Source organism: Mucilaginibacter sp. SJ (assembly GCF_028993635.1).
Lineage (GTDB): Bacteria > Bacteroidota > Bacteroidia > Sphingobacteriales > Sphingobacteriaceae > Mucilaginibacter.
The window spans coordinates 5,260,706-5,286,000 of sequence record NZ_CP118631.1 but is presented as its reverse complement, the minus strand read 5'-3'; the positions used below and the strand labels follow the sequence as shown (position 1 = coordinate 5,286,000).

Annotated in this window: 27 protein-coding genes; all 27 read right to left on the bottom strand. The window is 41.9% G+C overall.

All coding sequences use genetic code 11. The features are described from left to right. Positions 1-180 precede the first annotated feature (180 nt). Positions 181-843, bottom strand: a complete 663-nt coding sequence (locus tag MusilaSJ_RS21965; RefSeq protein ID WP_274986939.1) for a DUF4159 domain-containing protein — start codon at positions 841-843, stop codon at positions 181-183. Next, positions 843-1,550, bottom strand: coding sequence for a 16S rRNA (uracil(1498)-N(3))-methyltransferase (locus MusilaSJ_RS21960; RefSeq protein ID WP_274986938.1), 708 nt, complete (start codon positions 1,548-1,550; stop codon positions 843-845). The genes MusilaSJ_RS21965 and MusilaSJ_RS21960 overlap by 1 nt, the downstream gene beginning before the upstream one ends. Positions 1,551-1,564: 14 nt before the next feature. Further along, entirely contained in the window at positions 1,565-2,905 is a 1,341-nt protein-coding gene (locus tag MusilaSJ_RS21955; RefSeq protein WP_274986937.1) for a hemolysin family protein, read from the bottom strand. Positions 2,906-2,909: 4 nt separating this feature from the next. Then, on the bottom strand, positions 2,910-3,458 hold the full coding sequence (locus tag MusilaSJ_RS21950; protein ID WP_274986936.1) for an inorganic diphosphatase: 549 nt from the start codon (positions 3,456-3,458) through the stop codon (positions 2,910-2,912). A 38-nt stretch (positions 3,459-3,496) separates the two neighbouring features. Next, a complete protein-coding gene (locus MusilaSJ_RS21945; RefSeq protein ID WP_274986935.1) occupies positions 3,497-4,135 on the bottom strand; it encodes a DedA family protein in 639 nt (212 codons plus the stop codon). Between the two features lie 55 nt (positions 4,136-4,190). Continuing rightward, on the bottom strand, positions 4,191-5,573 hold the full coding sequence (locus MusilaSJ_RS21940) for an NADH-quinone oxidoreductase subunit N (RefSeq protein ID WP_274986934.1): 1,383 nt from the start codon (positions 5,571-5,573) through the stop codon (positions 4,191-4,193). A 22-nt stretch (positions 5,574-5,595) separates the two neighbouring features. Beyond that, positions 5,596-7,071: a complex I subunit 4 family protein gene (locus MusilaSJ_RS21935; protein ID WP_274986933.1), complete on the bottom strand. Its 1,476-nt coding sequence runs from the start codon at positions 7,069-7,071 to the stop codon at positions 5,596-5,598. A 25-nt stretch (positions 7,072-7,096) separates the two neighbouring features. Further along, entirely contained in the window at positions 7,097-9,010 is a 1,914-nt protein-coding gene (gene nuoL / locus MusilaSJ_RS21930) for an NADH-quinone oxidoreductase subunit L (RefSeq protein WP_274986932.1), read from the bottom strand. Between the two features lie 145 nt (positions 9,011-9,155). Continuing rightward, on the bottom strand, positions 9,156-9,485 hold the full coding sequence (nuoK, locus tag MusilaSJ_RS21925) for an NADH-quinone oxidoreductase subunit NuoK (protein ID WP_090533902.1): 330 nt from the start codon (positions 9,483-9,485) through the stop codon (positions 9,156-9,158). Beyond that, positions 9,485-9,988 carry an NADH-quinone oxidoreductase subunit J family protein gene (locus tag MusilaSJ_RS21920; protein ID WP_090533903.1) on the bottom strand — a complete coding sequence of 168 codons (504 nt, stop codon included), beginning with the start codon at positions 9,986-9,988 and terminating at the stop codon, positions 9,485-9,487. The genes nuoK and MusilaSJ_RS21920 overlap by 1 nt, the downstream gene beginning before the upstream one ends. A gap of 57 nt (positions 9,989-10,045) precedes the next feature. Continuing rightward, positions 10,046-10,543 (bottom strand): NuoI/complex I 23 kDa subunit family protein, encoded by a 498-nt coding sequence (locus MusilaSJ_RS21915; RefSeq protein WP_090533905.1) that lies wholly within the window; start codon positions 10,541-10,543, stop codon positions 10,046-10,048. A gap of 4 nt (positions 10,544-10,547) precedes the next feature. After that, positions 10,548-11,591 carry an NADH-quinone oxidoreductase subunit NuoH gene (gene nuoH, locus MusilaSJ_RS21910; RefSeq protein WP_274986931.1) on the bottom strand — a complete coding sequence of 348 codons (1,044 nt, stop codon included), beginning with the start codon at positions 11,589-11,591 and terminating at the stop codon, positions 10,548-10,550. After that, a complete protein-coding gene (locus tag MusilaSJ_RS21905; protein WP_446725119.1) occupies positions 11,591-12,580 on the bottom strand; it encodes an NADH-quinone oxidoreductase subunit G in 990 nt (329 codons plus the stop codon). The genes nuoH and MusilaSJ_RS21905 overlap by 1 nt, the downstream gene beginning before the upstream one ends. Positions 12,581-12,681: 101 nt before the next feature. Beyond that, positions 12,682-14,046, bottom strand: coding sequence for an NADH-quinone oxidoreductase subunit NuoF (nuoF, locus tag MusilaSJ_RS21900; RefSeq protein WP_274986929.1), 1,365 nt, complete (start codon positions 14,044-14,046; stop codon positions 12,682-12,684). Positions 14,047-14,049: 3 nt separating this feature from the next. Beyond that, a complete protein-coding gene (locus MusilaSJ_RS21895) occupies positions 14,050-14,574 on the bottom strand; it encodes an NADH-quinone oxidoreductase subunit NuoE family protein (RefSeq protein WP_090533912.1) in 525 nt (174 codons plus the stop codon). Continuing rightward, positions 14,567-15,778 (bottom strand): NADH-quinone oxidoreductase subunit D, encoded by a 1,212-nt coding sequence (locus MusilaSJ_RS21890; RefSeq protein ID WP_274986928.1) that lies wholly within the window; start codon positions 15,776-15,778, stop codon positions 14,567-14,569. The genes MusilaSJ_RS21895 and MusilaSJ_RS21890 overlap by 8 nt, the downstream gene beginning before the upstream one ends. A 119-nt stretch (positions 15,779-15,897) precedes the next feature. Continuing rightward, positions 15,898-16,401 (bottom strand): NADH-quinone oxidoreductase subunit C, encoded by a 504-nt coding sequence (locus MusilaSJ_RS21885; RefSeq protein WP_274986927.1) that lies wholly within the window; start codon positions 16,399-16,401, stop codon positions 15,898-15,900. Further along, positions 16,401-16,943: an NADH-quinone oxidoreductase subunit B gene (locus MusilaSJ_RS21880; RefSeq protein ID WP_090533918.1), complete on the bottom strand. Its 543-nt coding sequence runs from the start codon at positions 16,941-16,943 to the stop codon at positions 16,401-16,403. The genes MusilaSJ_RS21885 and MusilaSJ_RS21880 overlap by 1 nt, the downstream gene beginning before the upstream one ends. 249 nt (positions 16,944-17,192) lie before the next feature. After that, positions 17,193-17,564 (bottom strand): NADH-quinone oxidoreductase subunit A, encoded by a 372-nt coding sequence (locus MusilaSJ_RS21875; RefSeq protein WP_274986926.1) that lies wholly within the window; start codon positions 17,562-17,564, stop codon positions 17,193-17,195. A 179-nt stretch (positions 17,565-17,743) separates the two neighbouring features. Beyond that, on the bottom strand, positions 17,744-19,438 hold the full coding sequence (locus MusilaSJ_RS21870; protein ID WP_274986925.1) for a tetratricopeptide repeat protein: 1,695 nt from the start codon (positions 19,436-19,438) through the stop codon (positions 17,744-17,746). Positions 19,439-19,455: 17 nt separating this feature from the next. Continuing rightward, the gene (locus MusilaSJ_RS21865; RefSeq protein ID WP_274986924.1) at positions 19,456-20,376 is read right to left on the bottom strand and encodes a PstS family phosphate ABC transporter substrate-binding protein; all 921 of its coding nucleotides are present in this window, start codon (positions 20,374-20,376) and stop codon (positions 19,456-19,458) included. Between the two features lie 223 nt (positions 20,377-20,599). Next, positions 20,600-21,430 (bottom strand): energy transducer TonB, encoded by an 831-nt coding sequence (locus MusilaSJ_RS21860; protein WP_274986923.1) that lies wholly within the window; start codon positions 21,428-21,430, stop codon positions 20,600-20,602. Positions 21,431-21,470: 40 nt separating this feature from the next. Further along, positions 21,471-22,016: an ExbD/TolR family protein gene (locus tag MusilaSJ_RS21855; RefSeq protein WP_274986922.1), complete on the bottom strand. Its 546-nt coding sequence runs from the start codon at positions 22,014-22,016 to the stop codon at positions 21,471-21,473. A 6-nt stretch (positions 22,017-22,022) separates the two neighbouring features. After that, entirely contained in the window at positions 22,023-22,649 is a 627-nt protein-coding gene (locus MusilaSJ_RS21850) for an ExbD/TolR family protein (protein ID WP_274986921.1), read from the bottom strand. Positions 22,650-22,736: 87 nt separating this feature from the next. Then, the gene (locus MusilaSJ_RS21845) at positions 22,737-23,570 is read right to left on the bottom strand and encodes a MotA/TolQ/ExbB proton channel family protein (protein ID WP_274986920.1); all 834 of its coding nucleotides are present in this window, start codon (positions 23,568-23,570) and stop codon (positions 22,737-22,739) included. Between the two features lie 433 nt (positions 23,571-24,003). Next, complete coding sequence (locus MusilaSJ_RS21840) at positions 24,004-24,339, bottom strand: translation initiation factor (protein WP_274986919.1); 336 nt, start codon at positions 24,337-24,339, stop codon at positions 24,004-24,006. 5 nt (positions 24,340-24,344) lie between these two features. Further along, positions 24,345-25,232 carry a diacylglycerol/lipid kinase family protein gene (locus MusilaSJ_RS21835; RefSeq protein WP_274986918.1) on the bottom strand — a complete coding sequence of 296 codons (888 nt, stop codon included), beginning with the start codon at positions 25,230-25,232 and terminating at the stop codon, positions 24,345-24,347. Between the last annotated feature and the right edge of the window lie 63 nt (positions 25,233-25,295).

Sequence of the window (25,295 nt, the reverse complement as noted above, 5' to 3'; positions counted from 1 at the left end):
AAGCTGAAAGTAAAATGCAAAAAGCTTATAGCTTAATATTAATATTATTCAATTGCTTTATATAAAACCTTTAATAAACCCTGTATAATTTCACCGACAATGCAGCAATGAGTAAATTAAACCCTTACGCGATAGTACTAAAAAGAATTGCCATATAAAAGCTGCAGATAAGAGCAGCCACTATTGAGTAAAAATATACTGAATTAAATTTGCGCCCATTTTAAGAGCTTTTTGGCGGGCTTCCTGGGTATCGCCGGCATAGGTACCATAATCCTCCCAGCCATTGCCTAAATCGCACTCATAAGTATAAAAACAAACCAGTCTGCCTTTATATATCAAACCAAAACCCTGAGCGCGCTTACCGTCATGTTCATGAATTTTGGGCAAGCCATTCGGGAAGTCATATTTTTGGTGGTAAATGGGGTGATTAACGGGCAATTCAACAAAATCGAGCTCGGGAAACACCTTTTTCATTTGCGGGCGAATGTATTGATCGAGCCCGTAATTATCATCAATATGCAAAAAACCGCCGCCGGTGAGGTATTTACGCAGGTTCCGGGCTTCCTGATCGGAAAAAATCACGTTGCCATGCCCTGTCATAAAAGTGAAAGGATAATTAAATAAAGAAGCACTGCCTACTTCAACCACCTCATCGTCATCATCAAAATTGGTTTTGAGGTTTTCGTTACAGAATTTGATCAGGTTAGGTAAAGCCGTACGATCACCATACCAATCACCGCCGCCGCTGTATTTAAGGCGGGCAATTTTATAGGCAGGGGCATTAAAGCTGCTCATTGCTATAGCTGCAAATAAAACAATCAATGCTAACTTTATCCTCTTCATCACCTGTTTAAAAAATTCACTTCAAAACAAGCCTCCAACGCTGCGGTTTCTGTACGCAGGCGGCTTGTACCTAAAGATATTGGTTTAAACCCGTTGTGCAAAGCCTTATCAATCTCCGCCGGAGCAAAATCCCCTTCCGGACCTATCAATATTAAATAACGACCCTGCGGGGCTATTTCGTCTTTCAGGTTCAATTTCTCACCCGGTTCGCAATGGGCAACAAACCTTTGCCCCTCAAAAGGTTTATCAAGTAGCTGATTTAGCGTTACCGGCTCATTTAATATGGGGTGATAGGCTTTAAGGGATTGCTTGATAGCTGCTGTAATAATCTTGTTCAAGCGTTCAACCTTAGCTTCCTTGCGTTCTGAGCGTTGGGTAATGATTAATGATACTTCATCGATACCAATTTCCGTAGCTTTTTCCAAAAACCATTCCAGGCGCTCGATATTTTTAGTTGGCGCCACCGCGATGTGAAGGTAATGGTTACGTTTTTCAAATTCGGTGGTTACCGATGTTATTTTTAAAATGGTACGCTTTGGATGGGCATCATGGATCCGGGCGGTATATAAGCCCCCCGTTCCGTCAATCAATTGCACTTCATTGCCTGCTTCGAGGCGCAGCACACGTATAGCATGCTTGCTTTCCTCTTCGCTCAGAAAGTATTGTGGATGCGAAGCATCGATATCAGGCGTATAAAAAAGTTGCATTTTGAAAAAGCAGATTAATGTAAATCTACTGCATCTTCTTCATTTATCAACAATTCGAGTTTAACTGATTCAATATTTTGGTCGGACTTTTTCAATACAGTGATATTGTACCCGTTCGATTCTTTCTGCTCGCCTACATCAGGAATCTTTCCGAAGATATCACCAAGCCAGCCCGATACGGTATCAAAGTCGCCATCTTCAGGTAAATCATGCGGTAAATGCTCGTTCACATCGTAAATAGATGCAAGGGCATTAACTATAAACTCACGCTCATTTACCTTTTCAACAATTGGCTTTTCTTCATCATACTCATCCTGGATCTCGCCAACCAATTCTTCTACAATATCCTCCAGCGTAACCATACCGGCGGTGCCGCCAAACTCGTCAAGTACAATAGCTATCTGGATGCGCTTTTGCTGTAGTTCGGCCATCAGATCGTTGATCTTTTTGGTTTCGGGGATGAAATACGGCTTGCGGATAATATCTTTCAATACAATCTCCTCGTTCCGGGCCAGCAAAGGCAAAATATCTTTGGCGTGTACAATACCGATGATCTTATCTATCACATCGTCATAAACCGGCATCCGCGAATAACCTTCGTTGATGATCATATCCAGCAGCTCTTCTTTGGTTGAAGCGATATCCACTCCCGAGATTTTGGTACGCGGTACCATAATGTTTTTTACCACCCGCTCGTTAAAATCAAACACGTTCTGGATCAGTTCGTGCTCATTTGAGTCAAGTGCACCGGTCTCTTTACCCTGCTCCAACAGGTATTGCAATTCTTCCGAGCTATGATGGGTTTCACTGCCTTCAACAGTACTTATACCTAACAATTTGAGAATGAAATTTGCAAAATTATTAAGTACCCATATAAATGGCCTGAAAACCACAAAGAAGAACCTGAGCGGTAATGAAACAGTCATCACTGTACGTACCGATTTCTGGATAGCTAACGATTTAGGCGCAAGTTCACCAAAAACAATATGCATGATGGTAATAAAGCTGAAAGCCAGGATATGGCTGGCCGTAATATAACCGGGAGAAAGAGTTATGCCCACGCTCAGGAAAGCGCGAATCACAATGTTGGTGGCAACCTCCTCGCCCACAACACCAAGGGCCAGTGAAGCAATGGTAATACCCAGCTGTGTAGCAGCCAGGTAACCATCTAAATTATGCAGTATGCCCCGGGCAACTTTAGCTACGCCGCTGCCGCCTTTAGCCCTTATTTCAATTTGCGAACCCCGAACCCTTACCATGGCAAACTCGGCGGCTACGAAAAAGCCATTGAGTAAAACCAAAAATATGGTAGCGAAAATGTAAAATAAACTAATCTCGTAATGTGCGGGGTCCATTTATTTATGATTGATACACAGGGAACGTAGACTTGTACAGCTCCAAACTCTCGTTTATCACTTTATGTGCATAACGTACACCTAACAAATGTTCGATGGTTACGTTTTTGCCTTCTAATTTTTTGTAGTCTTTAAAAAAGCGAACAATTTCGGTCATGGCATGCGGAGGCAGCTCATTTAAATCGTTGATGTAATTTACCGACATGTCATTTTTAGCCACTGCAATGATCTTATCATCCTGCTCACCATTATCAACCATGTGCATTACACCTACAACCTTAGCTTCGATGATAGACATTGGGAAAACATCAATTGAGCAAAGTACAAGGATATCCAAAGGATCTTTATCATCGCAATAGGTTTGAGGGATAAAGCCGTAGTTAGCCGGGTACATTACGGATGAAAATAATACACGATCAAGCTTCAGCAAGCCTGATTCTTTATCAATTTCATATTTCGCTTTTGATCCTTTTGGAATTTCAATAATAGCGTTTACTACTTCAGGAATATTATCACCTGGTGAAACCTGGTGCCATGGATGCAGAGTACTCATTTATCTTTATTATATAGTATATAAAATTATTAACTAATCTATTTTTCGTTTTTTTCACGAAGTTTCTTTTTAACATAAGCAATAACCAGCGGAATTGTTGTAATTACAATCAATCCCAATACAATGTATTGCAAATAATCCTGCAGTTGAGGGAACCTTCGCCCTAAAAAAAAACCGCCCAACGTAAATACACATACCCAGGCCACGCTGCCAATAAGGTTATAAACTGAAAATCTTTTAATATCAACCTTAACAACTCCTGCAAATATAGGAGCAAATGTTCTAACAATAGGGAAAAATCTCCCTAAAATAAGTGCCATCCCCCCATGTTTGTTGTAAAACTCACTGGCCAGCACTACGTACCGCCGCTTAAAAAACAGTGAGTCGTTTTTATTGAATAATACCGGCCCTGTTCGGTAACCAAACCAATACCCGGTAAAATTACCTAATACTCCGGCACCTATCAATGACAATACCAGCGTAGTTATAGAAACATCAACTTTACCCGCGGAACACAATAAACCAGCCATAAACAGCAGGTAATCGCCGGGCAGAAAGAAACCAAAGAATAAACCGGTTTCAGCAAAAACAACAATAAGCAAGAGATAAAAACCACCCCTGCTTATTATGGATTGTGCATCAGTTAAATTTTGAAGGTATTCCCAGAAACTTTCCATTCAGTATATCTGTAAAACTACAAATATTATATCAATTTGCAGTTATCAATACCGATTATATGAAACGGGCTATAAGATCGGGGTAAACGCCAATAAGGATTGTAGCAAGAGCTGAAAGTGCAAATACTACTTTATAATAAACCGGCACTGTAAGCTCTGCGCGTTCGTCGGTACGGAAGTACATGGCGATGATAACCCTGAAATAGTAAAAGATACTAATGATAGCGTTAATCACAGCTATAATAACTAAACCGATATGATAACGGCTTACCGCTCCCGAAAACATGAAGAATTTACCGATGAAGCCAGCAGTAAGCGGGATCCCCGCTAATGAAAGCATGGCCACTGTTAACACCAATGCCAGGAACGGGTTCTTTTTGCCGAGACCGTTAAAGCTTTCAAAATTATCGCTTCCGTTTTGTTGCTGTACTAATATTAAACCGCCAAATGCAATAATTGAAGCTATAGAGTATGCCGTAGCATACACAAATACCGAGTTACCGGATGCAGCCCCTAACGATACAATAGCAAATAACAGGTACCCTGCATGTGAGATACTTGAAAATGCCAGCATCCTTTTAAAGCTTTGCTGGTATAATGCGGTGATATTGCCTATAAATAAGGTGATAATAGTAATTACAAGTATTATCGGCGTCCAGAAGTCAGATAATGGCTGGAAACAGGCAGAGAACAAACGCAGGAAAGCTGCGAAACCCGCTGTTTTAACTACAGTCGACATGAAAGCCGTGATCAGTGTAGGTGCACCTTCGTATACATCCGGTGTCCAGAAATGAAAGGGGGCCGCACCTACTTTAAAACATAAGCCTACAATAATAAGGACTATGCCCGTATAAAACATCGGGTCGATATGCGGATGGTTAATCACATACTCCCTGATGGCATCCATATTGAATGAACCAGATGCCCCGTATAACAGCGCCATTCCAAACAGCAGGAAACCGGTTGAGAACGCACCCATCAAAAAGTATTTTAAAGCAGCCTCGTTCGATGCGAAATCGCTCTTTTTAATACCCGCCAGGATGTATAAGCTAACTGACATGATCTCGATGCCGATAAACAGCATCACCAGGTTATTGAATGATACCATCACAATTATGCCTGTTAGTGAAAACAGGATAATGGCATAATACTCGGCGGTATGCCTGCTGATCCGCTCAAAGTATCCTTTTGACAGTAACAGGATCAGTATGGTAGATATAATGGTAACGCTTGAAAATACAACAGAGAAATTGTTGAACAGCAGCATGCCGGTATAAAGCGGTTCGGCCGTATCTTTTGAAGTCCATTGGCAAATTGCAAAACCTAAAGCAGCCAGTAACCCTATAACAGTAACGGGCAGCAAAGCCTTTTGCGCTTTATATAACCCTAAATACAGCAGCACTATAGGTAAAACAGATATGATGATTATAGTATTCATTCTTTTCTTTAAAATCTTAAACCTACATTGTAAACTTTGAACCTATCTGATTTACCAGTTGCGTTACCGCAGCCTCAGAAATATGCAGAATAGGCTGAGGATAAATGCCTAATACAATAACCAGGGCACAAATGATACACAACGTTAGCTTTTCTGTACCGCTAACATCAGCAAAAGTAGCTGTGAGCGGGTTGGTTTCGCCCTGCATTACATTTTTGTAAAGGCGTAACATGTAAACCGCGCCAAATATAATAGTTAAGCCGGCTACAGATGCCAATGCCAGGTTTACATAGTGCTGTACGCTAAAATCAAATACACCTTTCAGTAACAGGAACTCGCCTATAAAACCATTGGTAAGCGGTAATCCCACTGTACCTAATAATATGATCAGGAAACCTATTGCAAATTTGGGCGCTACCTTCGCGATACCGCCAAGCTGATCTATCTCACGGGTGTTTAGCCTGCGGCTAATAATGTCCCAGATAAAGAACATACCAACAACGTTGATACCGTGGTTGAGCATCTGGATCATGGCCCCCTGAACACCAGCTATGTTCCAGGCAAAAATACCTGCAGCAATCAGGCCAACGTGCGCTATTGACGAATAGGCCACCAGCCGCTTTCCGTCTTTTTGTTTAAAGGCGATGATGGAAGCATATACCACACCTATAATCCCAAGGATCATAGCCAAAGCCTGGAAATGGTAAAAGCCAAGCGGCGCATTGGGAATCATCCAGCGGATAGCACCGTAGATACCCATTTTTAGCATAATGCCTGATAACATCATGGTACCGCCAGAGGGGGCTTCGGTATAAGTATCCGGCTGCCAGGTATGGAAAGGGAACAGAGGCATCTTGATGGCAAAGGCCAGGAAAAATGCCCAGAAGATCCAGCTCTGATGTTTAACATCCAAAGTCATTTTATAGAAATTGTGGATGTCGAAAGTTTTGTCGGGAGATTGCAGGTATAGGTAGATAATGCCTACAAGCATAAACAGCGAACCGGCAAAGGTATAGATGAAAAATTTAATAGTAATGCGGATACGGTTTTCACCTCCCCAAAGGGCACAAATGAAGTAGATCGGGATCAATGCCGCTTCCCATCCAACGTAAAACAAAAATCCGTCGAGGGCGGTAAATACAACCAGCATACCAGCCTGCATAAATAAAATGAGGCCATAAAAGGCACCTTCGTTTTTATACTGATGCCGATAGGTTGTTAAAATAATTAATGGAACAAGTACAGTGGTCAATAAAACCAGGATCATGCTGATCCCGTCGATACCTGCACTGAAGTAAATTCCAAAACTGCTGATCCATGGCACATCAATTACAAACTGGGTTGATGCATCCGGAACAAATTTGCTTAAAAATATAAGCGCTATTACCAGTTGGGCAACAGAGAAAAATAATGCAGCATGTTTAGCTATCCCGTTTTTAAGCAGGGCAACTATCAGGGCGGCAACTATTGGCAAAAAAAGTAATATACTAACGGTCATTTTTATGTTGCTAAACGCTTATCGTTTATATTTTAGTTAATCCAAATACGCTATACACTAATACCGCGATAATTCCCAGTACCATTACAAATATGTAGAACCCTACGTTACCGGTTTGCAGCAGGCGCAGGCCTTTACTGGTTTCAATTGTTCCTTTACCAATCCCGTTCACCAAACCATCGATACCTAAACGCTCTATGATATTATAGAAGAAGGTTGAAAGCCAGTCGAGCGGTTTACGGACGATCAGGTCATAAAGCTCATCCAGGTAAAACTTATGGTATGATAAGCTGGTCAACGCAGGGCGTTCCTCTGTATCTGCAACCGGTACGCTGCCATTTTTGGCATATTTAACATATGCATACGCCATAGCAGCAAAAGCCAATGCTACCGAGGTACCCATCAATGCATACTCAAGTGATTCGGACAAATGATGCTCGCCCAAAATCTCGTTCGATTTATGGAAAACAGGCTCAAGGAAATGTGCCAGTTCATGATGTCCGTGTAATACTTCCGGCACACCTATAAAACCACCTACAATTGAAAGGGTAGCTAATACAATAAGCGGAATAGTCATTGTTGGAGGTGATTCATGCAAATGATGCTCCTGCTCATGAGTACCACGGAACTTTCCGTAAAATGTAAGGTACATCATCCTGAACATATAGAATGAAGTTAACATAGCGGTTAATACACCCACAGCCCAAAATATAGGGCTATGCGCGTAAGCATGCGCCAATATTTCATCTTTTGAAAAGAAACCTGCCAACGGAGGGATACCTGCAATAGCTACAGTACCAATCATCATGGTGGTGAAAGTAGTTTTGATCTTGCCTTTCAAGCCGCCCATTTTACGCATATCCTGCTCACCACTCATAGCGTGGATCACAGAACCAGCTCCGAGGAATAATAAAGCTTTAAAGAAAGCGTGAGTTAATACGTGGAAGAAAGCACCGGTATAAGCACCAACCCCCAGGCCTAAAAACATATACCCTAATTGTGATACGGTTGAATAAGCCAGTACCTTTTTAATATCTGTTTGCGTTAACGCAATAAGTGCCGCGATCAGCGCCGTCGCCAAACCTACATAGGCAATGATCTCCATTGTACCCGGAGATAATGTATAAAATATGTTTGAGCGGGCAATCATATAAATACCGGCTGTAACCATGGTAGCGGCGTGGATCAAAGCGGAAACCGGAGTTGGGCCAGCCATCGCATCCGGTAACCAGGTAAACAAAGGCAACTGCGCAGATTTACCGCAGGCACCAATGAATAGTAAAATGGTAATGATAAACAGTGGACCAGCGCCTGATTTCATAACAGCTGCCTTCGGGAAGATCTCTGCAAACTGGATGCTACCGAAAACATAAATAATGGTGAAGATACCTAACAAAAAGCCAAGGTCACCAATACGGTTCATTACAAATGCTTTCTTTGCTGCGTCAGCATAATCAGGGTTGGTAAACCAGAAACCGATCAGCAAGTATGAGCACAAGCCTACGCCCTCCCATCCAATAAACATGATGAGGTAGTTTGAGCCTAAGACCAGCAGCAGCATGAAGAAAACGAACAGGTTAAGGTAAGCGAAAAATTTCCCGAAACCTTCGTCATCATGCATGTAACCAATAGAATACAGGTGGATCAGGAAGCCAACGCCTGTAATGATCAGCAGCATGATAGCGCTTAACTGATCTATAAGAAATGCGAAAGGAAATTTTAATGCCCCAACCGCAAACCAGGTAAAGTAGTTGACATTAATAGGAACTCCGGTTGATTTTACCTGGAAAAAAGCTGCAATGCTTAAACCAAATGATACCAGTACAAGCAAACTGCCAATAAAGCCAATTACACTTTTTGATAATGAATTACGGCCAAGTCCGTTTATAACAAAACCGGCTAACGGTAGTATAGGAATAAGCCAGATATATTTATCCATGTTCGATGTTGTACGTTTTACGTGTTACGTTATACGTTTTTAATTATCTAATCACTGTTGCGGGAAAAGAGAGCAACAACGCTTGTTTTATTACTGATTAGCTATTACAAATCCGAAATCGAAACTTCGAAATCCGAAATAACTATTACCACTTCAACCTGTTCAGTACGTTGATATCAATTGAATTGGTGTTACGATAGATCATCACGATGATAGCCAAACCCACTGCAACTTCAGCAGCGGCCAGCGCCATGATAAAAAACACAAACACCTGCCCGGTTGCATCACCCCTGTATACCGAAAACGCGGTAAGCAAAAGGTTAACCGAGTTAAGCATTAACTCAACCGACATGAAGATCACGATAGCATTACGGCGGATCAATACGCCCATTACGCCTATAGCAAAAATGATTGTGCTTAACAATATGTAATGATTAAGCGGCACGGCGTGCATAGTATTTGTTAAACTTTCCATTATGCTGCTTTAGGTTCTTTTTCTTTAGTGGCCAATAATACCGCGCCTACCATTGCTGATAACAACAATACCGACGACACTTCAAAAGGCAATAAAAATTCGTTGAACAATACTTTACCTAAGTTTTTTACAAGGCCCAGATCAGGGTTTTGCAACAATACCGGGTTTGATGCGCCCATCAGTTTAAGTGAAGATGCAACAGCTACAGCTAAGATGCCGCCGCCAAAAACACCCGCTATTTTAACCATGAAAGGCTTTACAGGCTCCGACTCCTTATTAAGATTGATGAGCATCAAAGTATACAGGAATAATACCAATATAGCGCCCATGTACACGATGAAGTTTACAATCGCCAAAAATTGAGCGTTAAGCAAAATGTAGTGGATGGTGAAAGTAAAAAAGGTAAGGATCAGATAAAGGATACTATGTACCGGATTTTTGGCCGAGATTACCAATATCGAAAAGAATATGGACAAAAATGCGATGAAGTAAAATGTACTCATGTTTTTATTTACAAAATACCTTTACCCTTTTAGGCAGGGCAAAGGTATAAAACTTCTTTATTGATTTAAGGGTGCTTCTACTAATTTGTCTTTACCGTAAATAAAATCCTTCCTTAAGTAGTCGGCAGGTACGATATCACCGTCAAGATAAATAGCTTCTTTAGGGCAGGCCTCTTCGCATAAACCACAAAAAATGCAGCGCAGCATGTTGATTTCATAAACAGCAGCGTATTTCTCTTCACGATACAGGTGCTCCTCGCCTTTCTGGCGTTCGGCAGCTGTCATGGTAATAGCTTCTGCCGGGCATGATAATGCGCAAAGGCCACAGGCGGTGCATCGCTCCCTGCCATCCTCATCACGTTTAAGTGAGTGCATGCCACGGAAATTCTCTGAAAACTCACGCTTTTCTTCAGGATAACTAATAGTTACCGGCTTTTTGAAAAAGTGTTTCATCGTGGTGGATAAACCGCCCACAATGGCCGGCAGGTAAGCACGCTCTAAAAAATTGAGTGGCTTAACTTCCAGTACTTTTCGTTTATTGCTTAATGATTCCATTTGATTAATATCCAAAGTGTGTAAGTAACGTGCTGCCCACACCGGTAAGCACTATATTGGCAATAGCCAGGGGTATTAATATTTTCCAGCCAAGGTCCATCAACTGGTCATAACGGAAACGCGGGATTGTCCAGCGTACCCACATGAAGAAGAAGATAGAGAAGAAGATCTTACCAAATAATACAACAACACCAATAAGTGGCGCAATAGTTGGGCCAGCATGTGCAGCTACCCAGTCCATACCCGGATAGTTATAGCCGCCCCAGTAGAGGGTAGCCATTACTGCCGATGAGATAAACATGTTGATATACTCAGCAAACAGGTAAAAACCTAATTTCATTGAGGAGTATTCAGTATGATAACCACCTACAAGCTCGGTTTCGCACTCAGGCAAATCGAAAGGTGAACGGTTGGTTTCGGCAAATGCACAAACCAGGAACAGGATAAACCCAAGTGGCTGTCTCCAAACGTTCCAATGAAAACCATGTTGTTGCTCCGCAATTTCTTTAAGACTTAAAGTACCGGTCAGCATCAATAATGCGATGATGGATAAACCCATCGAAATTTCGTAACTGATATTTTGTGATGCCGCACGGATAGCACCTAACAATGAGTATTTATTGTTTGATGCCCAGCCACCAATCATGATACCATAAACGCCTAATGATACCACACCAAAAATGTAAAGTACACCTACGTTGATATCGGTAACCTGTAAATCAAAAGTATGACCGCCGATCGTGATTGCTGATCCCCATGGAATAACAGCCGAACCGATGCAAGCAGTTAAAATAGCCAGTGAAGGGCCCACGATGAACAGAAAGCCAGTTGCATTGGTAGGGATGATCTCTTCTTTCAAAAACATCTTGCCACCATCGGCAAGGGGTTGTAAAATACCCCATGGGCCTGCACGGTTAGGGCCTATCCTATCCTGGAAAAATGCAGCAACTTTACGTTCGGCATAGGTTGAATACATAGCCACGACCAGGCTGATAGCGAAAATCACAACGATCAGTACGATCCTGAATATTAAATCGGTAGTTTCCATTATAAGCGGGTCTCCCTTTCAAATTGTTCTTTATTGGCTTCCATCAATACCGGGTTGGTTTTAACAACCGGCAGCGGTGTAAACTCGTAATGATTAGCGCTAATCACCGATTGATGCGATACCTTACGCGGACCTTCAATAACCCAATCGGCAGTTTTCTTTTTGTCGAAACGGCAGGTATTGCAGATAAATTCCTCAACCTCACCATAAACATCTTTTCTACCGGTTACCCTGATCACATCTTCGCCTTTATACCAAAGTGTCACTTTACCACAGCATTTATCGCAATCGCGGTGTGCTTCAACAGGCTTGGTGAACCAAACACGGTTTTTAAAGCGGAAAGTTTTATCAGTTAATGCACCTACAGGGCAAACGTCAATCACGTTACCAGAAAAATCGTTATCAACCGCTTTGCTGATGTATGTAGAGATTTCTGAATGATCGCCTCTGTTCAGGATGCCATGTAAACGGGTATTGGTGATCTGATCGGCAGTGAACACACAACGGTAGCAAAGGATGCAACGGGTCATGTGTAGCTGGATCTTATCGCCTATATCGATCTTTTCAAATGTACGGCGGTCAAATTCATAGCGCGTTTTAGCTGCTCCATGCTCAAAGCCCAGGTCCTGCAGGTGACATTCGCCGGCCTGGTCGCATACGGGGCAATCAAGCGGGTGGTTGATCAGCAGCATTTCTACCACGCCTTTACGGGCTTCAATAACCTCTGGCGAAGTGATATTTTGTACCTCCATCCCGTCCATAACACCGGTACGGCATGAAGCCACCAGCTTAGGCATTGGGCGCGGATCCTTTTCAGATCCTTTGGTAACCTTAACCAAACAGGTACGGCATTTACCGCCACTGCCAGCCAGCTTAGAGTAATAGCACATAGCAGGCGGAACAATATCGCCCCCTATTTGCCTTGCGGCATTCAGGATGCTTGTTCCGGGTTCTACATCAACGGTTATTCCGTCTATTGTTACTTTCATTGACATTTAATAATAAACGTTATTGGTCCCGCCCAAACCCTCCCCAAAAGGGAGGGCTTTAGCAAAGCCTTATTTTTAAAGTCTCCCCTACCGGGGGAGATTTAGAGGGGGCTTGTCTCTACAACTTTCAACGGATCAGCGTAATGTGCCAAACCGTAGTTTCTGGAAGTTGCTTCGCTCGCGTTAGTTACATGCCACTCAAATTCATCCCTGAAATGGCGAATAGCACTGGCCACAGGCCATGCTGCCGCGTCACCCAGCGGACAAATGGTATTTCCTTCTATTTTTTTAGATACATCTACCAACAGGTCCATGTCGCTCATTTTGCCATGGCCATATTCCAGACGATGTAATACCTTCTCCATCCAGCCGGTACCTTCACGGCAAGGCGAACATTGTCCGCAACTCTCGTGGTGATAGAAACGGGCAAAGTTCCAGGTATTACGTACGATACAAGCATCTTCATCATAAGCGATGAAGCCGCCCGAACCTAACATGGTACCGCTTACGAAACCACCATCTGATAATGATTCGTAGCTCATCAGGCGGGCTTCATTATTGATGGTTTTCAGGATCAGGTTAGCCGGTAAAATTGGTACTGATGAACCACCCGCAACAACCGCTTTTAAACGTTTGCCATTGGCGATACCACCGCAATACTCATCAGAATATATAAATTCTTCAACAGGTACACCGAGTTCAATTTCATAAACACCCGGCTTTTTCAGGTTACCACCTGCAGAGATCAATTTGGTACCTGTACTACGACCGATACCTATTTTAGCATATTCGTCGCCACCTTCGTTAATAATAGGTACAACAGCTGCAATTGATTCAACGTTGTTTACAACGGTAGGGCAGCCATACAAACCCGCAATAGCCGGGAACGGAGGTTTGATGCGTGGGTTACCACGTTTACCTTCCAATGACTCCAGCAATGCGGTTTCCTCACCGCAGATATAAGCACCACCGCCTGGCTGAACATAAAGTTCAAGATCATAACCGGTACCTAATATGTTTTTACCTAAAAAGCCCTTTGCTTTTGCTTCCGCGATAGCTTTTTCCAGGATCCTTACCTGCGGCATCATTTCACCGCGCAGGTAAATGTATGATGTATTTGCACCAAGCGCGAAGCTCGATACGATCATGCCCTCAATTAATAGGTGAGGGATATAAGTCATCAGGTAGCGGTCTTTAAAAGTGCCGGGCTCCGATTCGTCACCATTACAAACCAGGTAACGCGCAACGCCTTCGGGCTTAGCCAAAAAGCTCCATTTCATACCGGTGGGGAAACCCGCACCGCCACGACCGCGTAAGCCCGATTTTTTAACCTCCTCAACGATCTCTTCAGGCGACATGGTTTTCAATGCTTTCTCAACAGAAGCATAGCCACCTTTTGAACGGTAAACATCAAATGTATTGATGCCGGGTACGTTTATATGTTCTAAAAGTAATTTCCGTCCCATAACTTAATTCTTAGCTTTCGCTTTTAAATCACTGATCAATTTATCTACCGACTCGTTGGTCAGGTTTTCATAAAAAGTGTATTCAGGGCCAATTTGCAATACGGGGCCAAAACCGCAGGCGGCAAGGCACTCTACCCCTCTCCAGCTAAATAGGCCGTCGGGAGTAACTTCACCTTCTTTTACACCAAGGGTTTCCTCTATATGATCCATGATCTTTTCGGCACCTACCAGGCAGCAACCGCTTGTGCGGCAAACTTCCAGCACGTACTTGCCCTGCGGGCGTAAAAAGTACATGGTATAAAATGTAGCAACCTCATATACCTCAATAGGCAGGATGCTTAAATATTCGGCAACCTTATCCATCGCGGGCGCGCTTACCCAGCCAAATTCGGCCTGTACCAGGTGAAGGATTGGCAGTAAGCCCGATTTTTGCTTTCCCTGCGGATAACGGCTAACTATTTCATCAAATTTGCTGATCAGTGCCGGCGAAAATTCAACCGGTTCCTGAGCTTCGTCAACTCTAAGCATCTAACTCTCCGGCTATAACGTTTAAACTACTCATGTTAATAATAGCATCTGATAATAACATACCACGGCTCATTGGCGCGTACATCTGGTAATTGATGAAGCTTGGCCTGCGGAAATGCAAACGGTACGGCGAACGGCCACCATCATTAACCAGGTAAAAGCCCAGCTCGCCGTTAGCTCCCTCAACCGAATGATAAACCTCGGTTTTGGGGGTTGGAATTTCGCCCATCACAATTTTAAAGTGATAGATCAAAGCTTCCATGTTATTATATACTTCCTCTTTGGGAGGCAGGTAAAATTCAGGTACATCAGCGTGGAAAATATCGCTTGGTTCTTTATCAAGCTTGGCTAAAGCCTGTTCAATGATCCTTAAGCTTTGCCACATCTCCTCGTTACGAACCAAAAAGCGGTTGTAAACGTCGCCATTATCACCTACCGGAACTTCAAATTCAAAGTCTTCGTATGATGAATATGGGTTCATAGCCCTTACATCGTAATCAACACCGGCAGCACGTAAAAGCGGCCCGGTCCAGCTGTAGCTCAAAGCAGTTTCGGCGCTAACAGCAGCTACGTCCCTGGTACGGTCAACGAAGATCCTGTTGCGGTTAAACAAGCTTTCAAACTCTTTAAGGGTTTTAGGAAAGTTCTTTAAAAACGCGCGCAGCTTATCAAAGGCACGGCTATTGAAGTTACGCTCAAAACCACCGATACGGCCAATGTTGGTCGTAAGGCGTGAACCGCAAACTTCTTCATATATTTCGTAAATAGCTTCACGGTGTTCCATCATATACAGGAAGCCCGTAAATGCACCAGTGTCCACGCCCAATACACCATTACAAATAATATGATCTGAAATACGTGCAAGCTCCATTACAATTACACGCAGGTAATCAACGCGCTTAGGAATTTGGATATTTAAAAGCTTTTCAACCGTCATGTGCCAGCCCATGTTATTGATAGGCGATGAGCAGTAGTTTAAACGGTCGGTAAGCGGGGTTATCTGGTAAAACGGCCTGTGCTCGGCAATTTTTTCAAATGCGCGGTGTATATAACCAATGGTTGATACACCACTAACGATACGCTCACCATCCAACTGGAGCACATTTTGAAACACACCGTGGGTGGCAGGGTGCGTTGGGCCCAGGTTTAGGGTTGACAGTTCGTTTTGCGGATCGTTATCTGTATATACAGGATGATTTTGCATCAGTATTGTTAATTAGCGTCAAGAATCAGGAAGGCAAGATTCAAGATCAAGACTTGTTCTGCTTCTTAATTCTCTATTTCCGGGTTCTTAATTCTCAATTTCTTGTTTCTATCTATGTATTATCTTCCGAAATAGAAATCCTTCTTGTCAACGCGGTTAGGATCTTCCAGCGGAAACTCCTTACGCATTGGGAAAGCGGTCATATCATCTACGTTCAAAATCCTGCGCAAATCCGGGTGACCGTCAAATAGTACCCCAAAAAGGTCATAAGTTTCGCGTTCCATCCAGTTTGCACCGTCCCAAAGCACAGTAGCAGTTGGGATATGCACATCAGCATCAGCCAAAAATACCTTGATTCTGATGCGGGTATTGGTAGTGAGGCTATGCAGGTGATAAATAACGCCTATCGGCCTTTCCTGTTCAGGGTAATGGATACCTGTAATATCTGTAAGGAAAATGAACTTAAGAGCAGGATCCGTTTTCAGGAATGTAAGTAGATCGATAATTGTTTCACGACCTGTTTCAACAGTCAGCAATTCATACGGCTCACCAACAACAGTTACCAGGGTATCAAATTTATCGCTTATTGCTTTAATAAGCTCTTCGTTAGGTATCTTAGCCATTATTGAATTCCGTATTTAGCTAACAATTCCTGGTATTTAGGCTCGCTCCTGCGGCGCAGGGATTCCGTTTTTACCAGTTCCTGAATATTCATAAAACCATCTATAATAGCCTCCGGCCTTGGCGGACAGCCCGGTACATAAACGTCAACCGGGATAACTTCGTCAATACCCTGCAAAACGGAGTAAGTATCAAATATACCACCGCTTGAAGCGCAGGCGCCAACAGCCATTACCCAACGCGGCTCGGCCATTTGCAGGTATACCTGGCGCAGTACAGGAGCCATTTTTTTGGCTATGGTACCCATAACCATTAACAAATCGGCTTGTCGTGGTGAAAAGCTCAAACGCTCGGCACCAAAACGTGAAAGATCATAGTGAGATGCCATGGTGGCCATAAACTCAATACCGCAACATGAAGTAGCAAATGGTAAAGGCCATAATGAATTTGAGCGTGCTATGCCTATTACTTTATCAAGCGAGGTAGCAAAAAACCCGGCGCCTTCAACTCCGGCAGGGGCATCAACTAATTGAATATCACTCATTGAACTAAATTGATAGAAAAACCATCACCCACTAAATGTGGATAATTGCAGCAAATTTACAATAATAACGATGTAAAATGTACACTATAGGTACACACGGGGCATATTTAGAATCAATCTAAAAAAGAATTCCCCAATCCTCTGATGTGCAGATATGCAAATTTCAAATGTGCAGATGATTTATTAAATTTTACAATTAAAAGAACTCTATCATCTGCATATTCGCACATCCGAAATCTGCACATTTAATTAATCCCAGTCTAAAGCTCCCTTTTTTATTACGTAGATAAAACCCAGCAGAAGTGTCGCCATGAAAATAAACATTTCAATAAGACCGGTAACACCCAAAGCCTTAAAATTTACAGCCCACGGGTACATAAAAATAACCTCCACATCAAACAGCACAAACAAAATGGCTACCAGGAAATATTTAATGGAGATTGGTGTACGGGCATTACCCACCACTTCAATACCCGACTCAAAAGGGGTCAGCTTATCTTTTGTTTTTCTTTTGGGCCCTATTTTGTGCGTTACAAACATTGTTGTTACCACAAACCCTAAAGCAACCACCATTTGAAATATGATGGGTAAATAATTAACCGGTAAACTTTGTGCTTCCATGCTGCAAATATACTAATGCCTTAATAATAAAAAAGTGTGATTTATAAGGTTATCAATCATTTCTGCAATTCATTACCAGTCTTGATAACAAATTGCTTCTATAAATCAATTTCTCAAACTGATAAATAAAAAAAGGGCCCCTTTTTCAAGAGACCCTTCATATCTATTTAGATATAATGTTACTTGCTTTTACCGGCTCCACCTTTGCGTTGGAAGAAAGCTACCGCCTGTTTGTTGGTCGGATCATTTTCCCTTGCTTTGGTAAAGTTCTCGGTCGCTTTAGCATCATCTTTTTCCTTGTACTCATAATAAGTACCTAAGTAAGCATAGGCGTTGGCAAGGCTTTTTTTAGCTTTTTCGTCTGGAGCACCTTTAGCAACTACCAGCTCAATGTATTTTTCATAGAATGGTTTAGCATAACCGGCAATGTTATTACGATCTTTTTCTTTCATATCGTTAACATAGGCACGGTACAGGTAACCATCAGCGGTAGTTGGGCTTTTTTGGTTTACGTAACTAAACGCTGAATCGGCCCTTACAAGCAATGAATCGGCATTTGGTTTCTTTTCATCATAGCCAAAGTAGTAGCTGATACCTTCGTAAAAATAGTCAGTCAATTTTACGTTACGGCCGGCTTTCAAAGTAACCTGGCGATATGCATCACCTGCCTGTTCATATTTTTTCTGGTGATATAATGCTTTTGCAATTTCGCCGTAAACATCAGTTTGAGTGCTGTCAAGTTCCAAAGCCTTTTTCAAGGTATTGATACCTACTGAATCCTGACCTGTAGCCATCTGCAAACGGCCCTGATATAGATAGTCACGTGGGATAATACGTTTTGGATCGGCTTTCTGGAACCAGGTATTGATTGCAGTTAAACCGTTTTGGTAGTCTTTGTTTTCGTAAGCGGCATAAGCCAGGTAACGATAAACCCTTGCATTTGTACTTGCTGATTTTGACAAATCAGTTGCTACCTGCTGTAAGGTTTTGTAATCACCGGCAAGGATCAGGAAGTCGGCATAACGCATTTGAGATTCTACCGACTGATCAGTTAAGCTCAGGTATTGTTTGTAGTGATCAACTGCCTCTTTAATTTTAGCTGAAGCCATTTTGGGATCAGTTAATGACCAGCGCAAATCAGTCTCAGCCCACTCGCGGTAAGCAGGACCATAGTTTGCGTTGATAGCCAATGCGTCTTTAAATTGCTGCTCAGAACCATCAAAGTTATTAGCAAATTTATATAACACACCGGTTGCAACCTTGGCAGCTGGATTTTTAGGATCAAGCGTAGAAGCGTCAGAATAGTTTGAGTAAGCTTCGTTGCTTTTCAATACTGAACGGTAAGCATCACCTAATGCAATAAGTAAATCAACATCTTTTGCATTAATGGTTTTTCCTTTTGTAAGAACGGCTATAGCAGCATCTGCATCAGCAGGCGTTACTTTTTTGTCGGCAGTTGTTGGCAATAAATACGATAAGCCAACATAGGTATAAGGTTTGGTGTCTTTACCAGCCAAAGTTACGGCCTGATTAAAGTTAGTTGTAGCACCGGCCTTGTCCTTGTCCAAGCGGGCGACAGCACCCAAACCGGCATAATTTAACGCTGATTTCGGATTTGCAGCAATCCCTTTATTGAAAACGACTTTCGCCGAGTCAGAATAGTCCTGTTTAATGTACACCCAGCCCAGGTAAAAAAAGTTTTCGTCTTTAGTTGGCTGAGTTGTAGTAAGCGTTTTGAGCATCGACTCTGCTTTCTGATATTGTTCGGCGTCAATAGCTTTTTTGGCGTCGGCAAGACTTTGCGCAAAAACTGATGATGAACCTAAAAATACCAGTCCTAATGAAGCCTTAGCTATTTTACTGATCATTTTCATCTTTATTTAGTTATAGTTTACTTTTTTAAAATTATCTCTCTCGGAGGAATTGAATCAGGTAGTAAACCCGATTTCAATATTATCCGTTGTCCCACATCACTGGCCAGGAACGTAACAAATCCTGCTGCTAAACCATTCTTACTTGAGCAATTGATCAAATATAAACTCCGGCTCAAGGGATACTGTTTTAAGACAAGCGATTCTTGCGAAGGTTTAAAATACTCATTAGGATACTGTTTGTTTCCTTCATCTCTAACCCCTACAACTTTCACTTTTTCAACATAATCCGCATACTCTTTTTCCGGGTTATTAATCCAGCTAAAACCTATAATGCCTAATGCATCAGGATGTTCGCTTACATACTTAATAACCTCAATATTTGATTTAAGCGCGTAGATATTTTTCTGTTTAAACTCCTTATTACCAGAGAAATCCTTCAAATATCTTACCAAACTTGAGTTCGGGTTGTCAAAAACTATGGTTTTATTTCCGTTCCCCTGGCCTTTAAGCTCCTTTTTTAATTGAGCGACAGTAATAGCCGTATCATTTGACGCGTTATTAACTATTAATGTAATTGCATCAACTGCAAAAGGTACAACCTCAACACTCAACGTACGACGGGTTATTATATTACGCTCCGCGGTATCAAGCGTACGCGATAATACTGCAAGCCTAACACTGTCGTTTAACAACATATTTACAGCCTGGTTTTCTGTTTTATAAATAAATACCGGGTCGGCGTTGGGGTACCGGCTTCTGTAAACATATTCTTCCTGTGCTACTATAGGCGAAAAAGATTCATCGGCTACGAAAGTTGCTCTTCCGGCGTTGAAGCTGTCGGTTGGTACGGATTTTACTTGTTTTTGCTTGCAAGCCTGTAAACCGGCTATTAAAACAATTAAAACCAATACATATACAACCCCTAATTTAATCTTCATACTGATCCTTCTTAAACAATCTCGAAAACCTCAAAACCGCGTATCCTATAATAAACGCACCGAAAAGTAAACGTTGATAATGTTGCAGTTGCAGCGGGAGCGCATCCCAAAACATGATCATGAGACCTAAAACCACAAAGCAAATAAATGCAGCGGTTCCTAAAATAAGCAAAAACCGCCTTTTGGGCGATTTTTGCTCTTTATTGTAATTAAATGGCATTACTTATTCTTCAGATGCTAAAGTAAAGCTGATTGGAACACTGTATTGTACACGAACCGGACGACCGTTTTGTATACCCGGTTTCCATTTTGGTGAGTTTTTCAATACACGAACTGCTTCTTCGTCGCAACCGCTGCCGATGCCTCTTACAACTTTAATATCAGTTAAAGAACCATCTTTTTCCACAACGAATGTACAAATTACACGACCTTGTGTATTGTTTTCACGTGCTACAGCCGGATACCTGATATTTTTGCTCAGGTACTGACCAAATTTCTCTAAACCGCCTGCAAATTCCGGAACTTGCTCAACCGAAGTAAAGATCTGGTTAGGATCGGCTTCCACAACCTGTTTAACGTCTGAGTTACCTACCGGCTCATCAATTCTGATTTCGGCGTTAGGATCACCTTTTTGGTCTTTCTGACCAGGGTCTGCAACAGCAAGTTCTTTTACTGTTGGCGGATCTTTCTCCTTAACCTCGTTATCTGGTTTTACAACCGGAGGAGGGAAACGTACCTGATCTACCTTTGGTTTTGGCGGCTCAGGTGGCGGCGGAGGTGGTTTCTTGGTTTGGTCAACCGGTGGCGGAGGTAACAGAACCACGTCTGTTATCTTTACCTTTTCGTCTTTCGCTGGGATAAGACCTTTGATCTTGTTGATGATAGTTGGTAAAGAAACTATAAATACAAAAACCACAATTGCAATGATCAACGACCTGCTGGTGTTTTTTGAATTTTCTTTTCTTAACTCGTAAGCCCCATAGGCTTTATTACGATTACTAAAAACAACGTCGATCCATTCCTGCTTTAGTATGTCTAATTTTGATCCTAACATCTGTTAAGGCTTTAATGGAAATTAATAACGTTATTTAATACTATTTATTATCGTTGTACAAGCCGTCTTTTTTAAGCAGTTCAATCTCCGGTGCAGATATATCTACAATACCGTAGCTCTGAATATTTGCTATATTAATTTCATCAAGCGTGCTAACCATATTTTTGTATTTTGATTTATCGCTTGGTTTAATCACAACAAACATGTATTTGCCTGTTTTTTGCTGTACTTCTTTACTTTTTTCAATTAAGGTTTTACGCAATCCATTCGGACCGTAGTTGTCAATTGTGGGCGCTGATTTTCCCGGCTCGCCGATGTACCACTCCAATTTATCGTCGCTTCCCAATAAGATGGTCATCGAACGTGAAGCGGCAATATCCAGCTGATCTTTTGTTTTCTCATCCTTATCAGGCATGGCCAAATCCATCGCTTTTGGTTTAGCGAGTGTAGTGGTCATGATGAAGAAGGTGATCAACAAGAAAGCCAGGTCAACCATCGCGGTTAAATCTACACGGGTTGATTGCTTCTTACTGCGAACCTTACCGCCTTTGTGTTTGCCTCCCCCGGAGGTATCTAATTCTGCCATGGTCTTTTATTTTTTAGCTGCACCACCACCGGCGCTGCCCAAATCCGTAATTAAACTAAACTTGTTAACTTTTTGCTTTTGCAAAATACCGATAACATCCTTTATAACCGGGTATTCTTCTTTACTATCACCTTTAATAGCCAAACGAAGCTCCTTGTTATGTAAGGCTTTGGTAGCTATACGGGCCTGGCGGATCCAGTTGGTAAGCTCGGCTGAAACCGAGTCCCTCGGGATACCCGGCTGCGCATATTTCTTTTGCTGATCAGCAGATAAAGCAATAAACTGTTTCAACTGGTTCATTGGCACGCCAAATGAATTGATAGATGAAAAACGGGTTTGCTCTTCGGGGGTAAAGGTCATATGATATATCGAACCCATCTGGTTCAAAGTTTCCTTACGGATATCAACACCTTCAACACCAAAGAAAGCTTTTTGATCACCTACAGATACTGTAGCAAAATCAGACTCAGGCACTGGCTGCTGGATTGAAGACTTTGGTATATCAATAGGTACCGGATCCTCGGTTTTTACTTTTGCGGTCATGATGAAGAAAGTAAGCAGCAGAAACGCCACGTCGCACATAGCGGTCATGTCAATTGCGGTGCTCTTTCTTGGAACTTTTATCCTTGCCATGTTAAATTTCTTAAAAATATATAGTGTTTCAGTATTAACTATCTTGCCCCTAACTTATTGTGCATGAGGCATAGCACTAATATATTCTTATTTGTTTTTGTGAGATGAAGCAAATGTTTGTACAATGCTAAATCCGGTTTCGTCAATAGCGTAAGTCAACTTATCAATTTTTGATGTAAATACGTTGTACATAACAATTGAAATAGCTGAAGTACTGATACCGAATGCAGTGTTGATCAAGGCTTCAGAAATGTGAGCAGATAGTTCAACCTGGTTAGGTACACCGGCAGTTGCTAATGAAGAGAACGCTTTGATCATACCCACAACCGTACCTAACAGACCGGTTAATGTACCGATAGATACTAAAGTAGCGATGATAGTTAAGTTTTGCTCAAGCATTGGCATTTCTAAAGCTGTAGCTTCTTCAATATCTTTTTGGATAGCTAAAGTTTTTTGGTCAACGTCAAGGTTTGGTTCAGCTTCCATTTCGCCGTATTTTTTCAGTGCTGATTTGATAACGTTAGCAACAGAACCTTTTTGCTTGTCGCACTCTGCAGAAGCACCTGCAATGTTACCGGCATTTAAAAGAGCCTGGATTTTTCTTACGAAACTGTCAACACTACCAGTACCTGAAGCTTTGCTGATAACGATGAAACGCTCGATAGAGAAAACGATAACCATTAATAAGAAACCCATGATCACCGGTACGATAACACCACCACTGTGAACTGTGCCGAAAATGTCTGTTGGGTAAGCGTTAACATCACCACCTTTAAAGTGGCTTGGATCGCCTAAAATGAATATAAAGATACAAGTTGTAACAATAAGACAGATTGGAATGGTTAAAGAAGCAAACATGCCCGATGCACTTGAGCTTTCTTTCTTAACAGGAGTAGTTGGTTTTGTTGGTGCGTTTGCCATTACTTTTGAATTTTTAGTTTTTGTTTTTGTTTATTTTATAAGTTAGTTAAAATGCGCTGTTTGTTGGGAATAACAAAAATAGAATTTTATTGAATTAAAAAAACCATTTATGTTATTCTTTACAATTTTTTAATACAGAATATCATTCTGTGTATTGTTGGTGAATATAAACGCAACATTACAATTTTATTGTGTGTTACCAACACAATTATATGCAATGAAAACCATTTTTTTTAAAAATAGCAAGTGATAACACATAAAATTTGTGTTACCAAGCTAAAAATAGCCCGTTTTTTTTAAGTTTATAAAAGGTTTCTGTACCTTTTAACTATGATGCAAGCTTTGTAACAGATAGTTGTACATTTTGTTTAAAAGCGCATCTTTCAAATAAGTCTGTTAAACTACCGGTTTATAATTGTTTATTTTTTTAAGATCACCCGCCGGCTTTTTTCGCTTTATATCCGTCGGTTTGTAATAACACCAGTATTTTATCCCTGAAATCGCCCTGGATCAGTATTTCGCCATCTTTAACTGAGCCACCAACCCCGCATTTCGATTTTAGCTTTTTTCCTAAAGCTTCCAGGTCAGCATCGGCGCCAATAAACCCCGAAATGCGCGTAACCAGTTTGCTGCCTCCTTTACGGTCAAGATATATTTTAAGATTTTGCTGCTGTGGCGGCAATGTTTCGGCCCCTCCCCCATCGTTTTCCTGGTATTGAAAATCGGGGTCGGTTGAGTAAACTACGCCTGTAAAATTTTTCTTAGCCATATTGATCAATTTTTAAATGACGGGCCAACTATAACCTTTAATGATTTTGGTAATATATTAATATCTATGCCCGTACCCGCCACCTGGGGTTCGCCATCCAGGTGAATAGGGCCGGAATGCTCCCTTTTTATCAGGATTTGCTTACCACGGATAATTTCTACGTATTTGGAACTTTCGGTTGCTTTAATCAGCATGCGCATGCTCATCTCCGGAAACCTCCACAGCGGAAAAGGCTTTATCACGCAAACATCCAGCAAACCATCCTGCAGGCTTGCTTTGGGCGATATATGCACATTATTGCCATATTGCGAAGAGTTGGCTATACTGAGCATAAATGCCTTATAGTCATATTTCTTTCCGTCAATATCAAGGTGATAGTTTTGCGGCTGATAGCCAACTACTTCCTTTATCGACGATTTTATATAACTGATAAAACCGCGCTTTTTACCATGCGAAAAGATCTCGCTGATGTGAGCGTCAAACCCCATGCCTGCCATATTAAAAAACGGCTGCCCGTTAATCCTGGCCGAATCAATAATTTCGGTACGGCCCGAGGCAAGGTTTTTAATAGCATCCCTTGTATCCATAGGGATCCCCAAAAATCTTGAAAGCCCGTTGCCTGAGCCAAATGGCACTATGCCAAGCGACGTATCAGTATCTACAATGGCCGAAGCCACTTCATTAACCGTGCCATCGCCGCCAACGGCCACTACGGTATCAAATTTGTCTACAGCCTCGGCCGCTATTACCCGCGCATGGGCTATGCCATCGCTAAACGCTATAACCGGTTCCATTACACCGGCATCAACAGTATCTTTAATCAGTTCAGGCACCCCGTCCTTCTTCTTCCCGCCCGAAATTGGGTTTATGATAAATAACGCTTTCCGTTTCAACTATATATATTATTTCAATCGTCAAAAGTAAATGTATTTTCGGCTTTGTGAAATTTGTTTTAT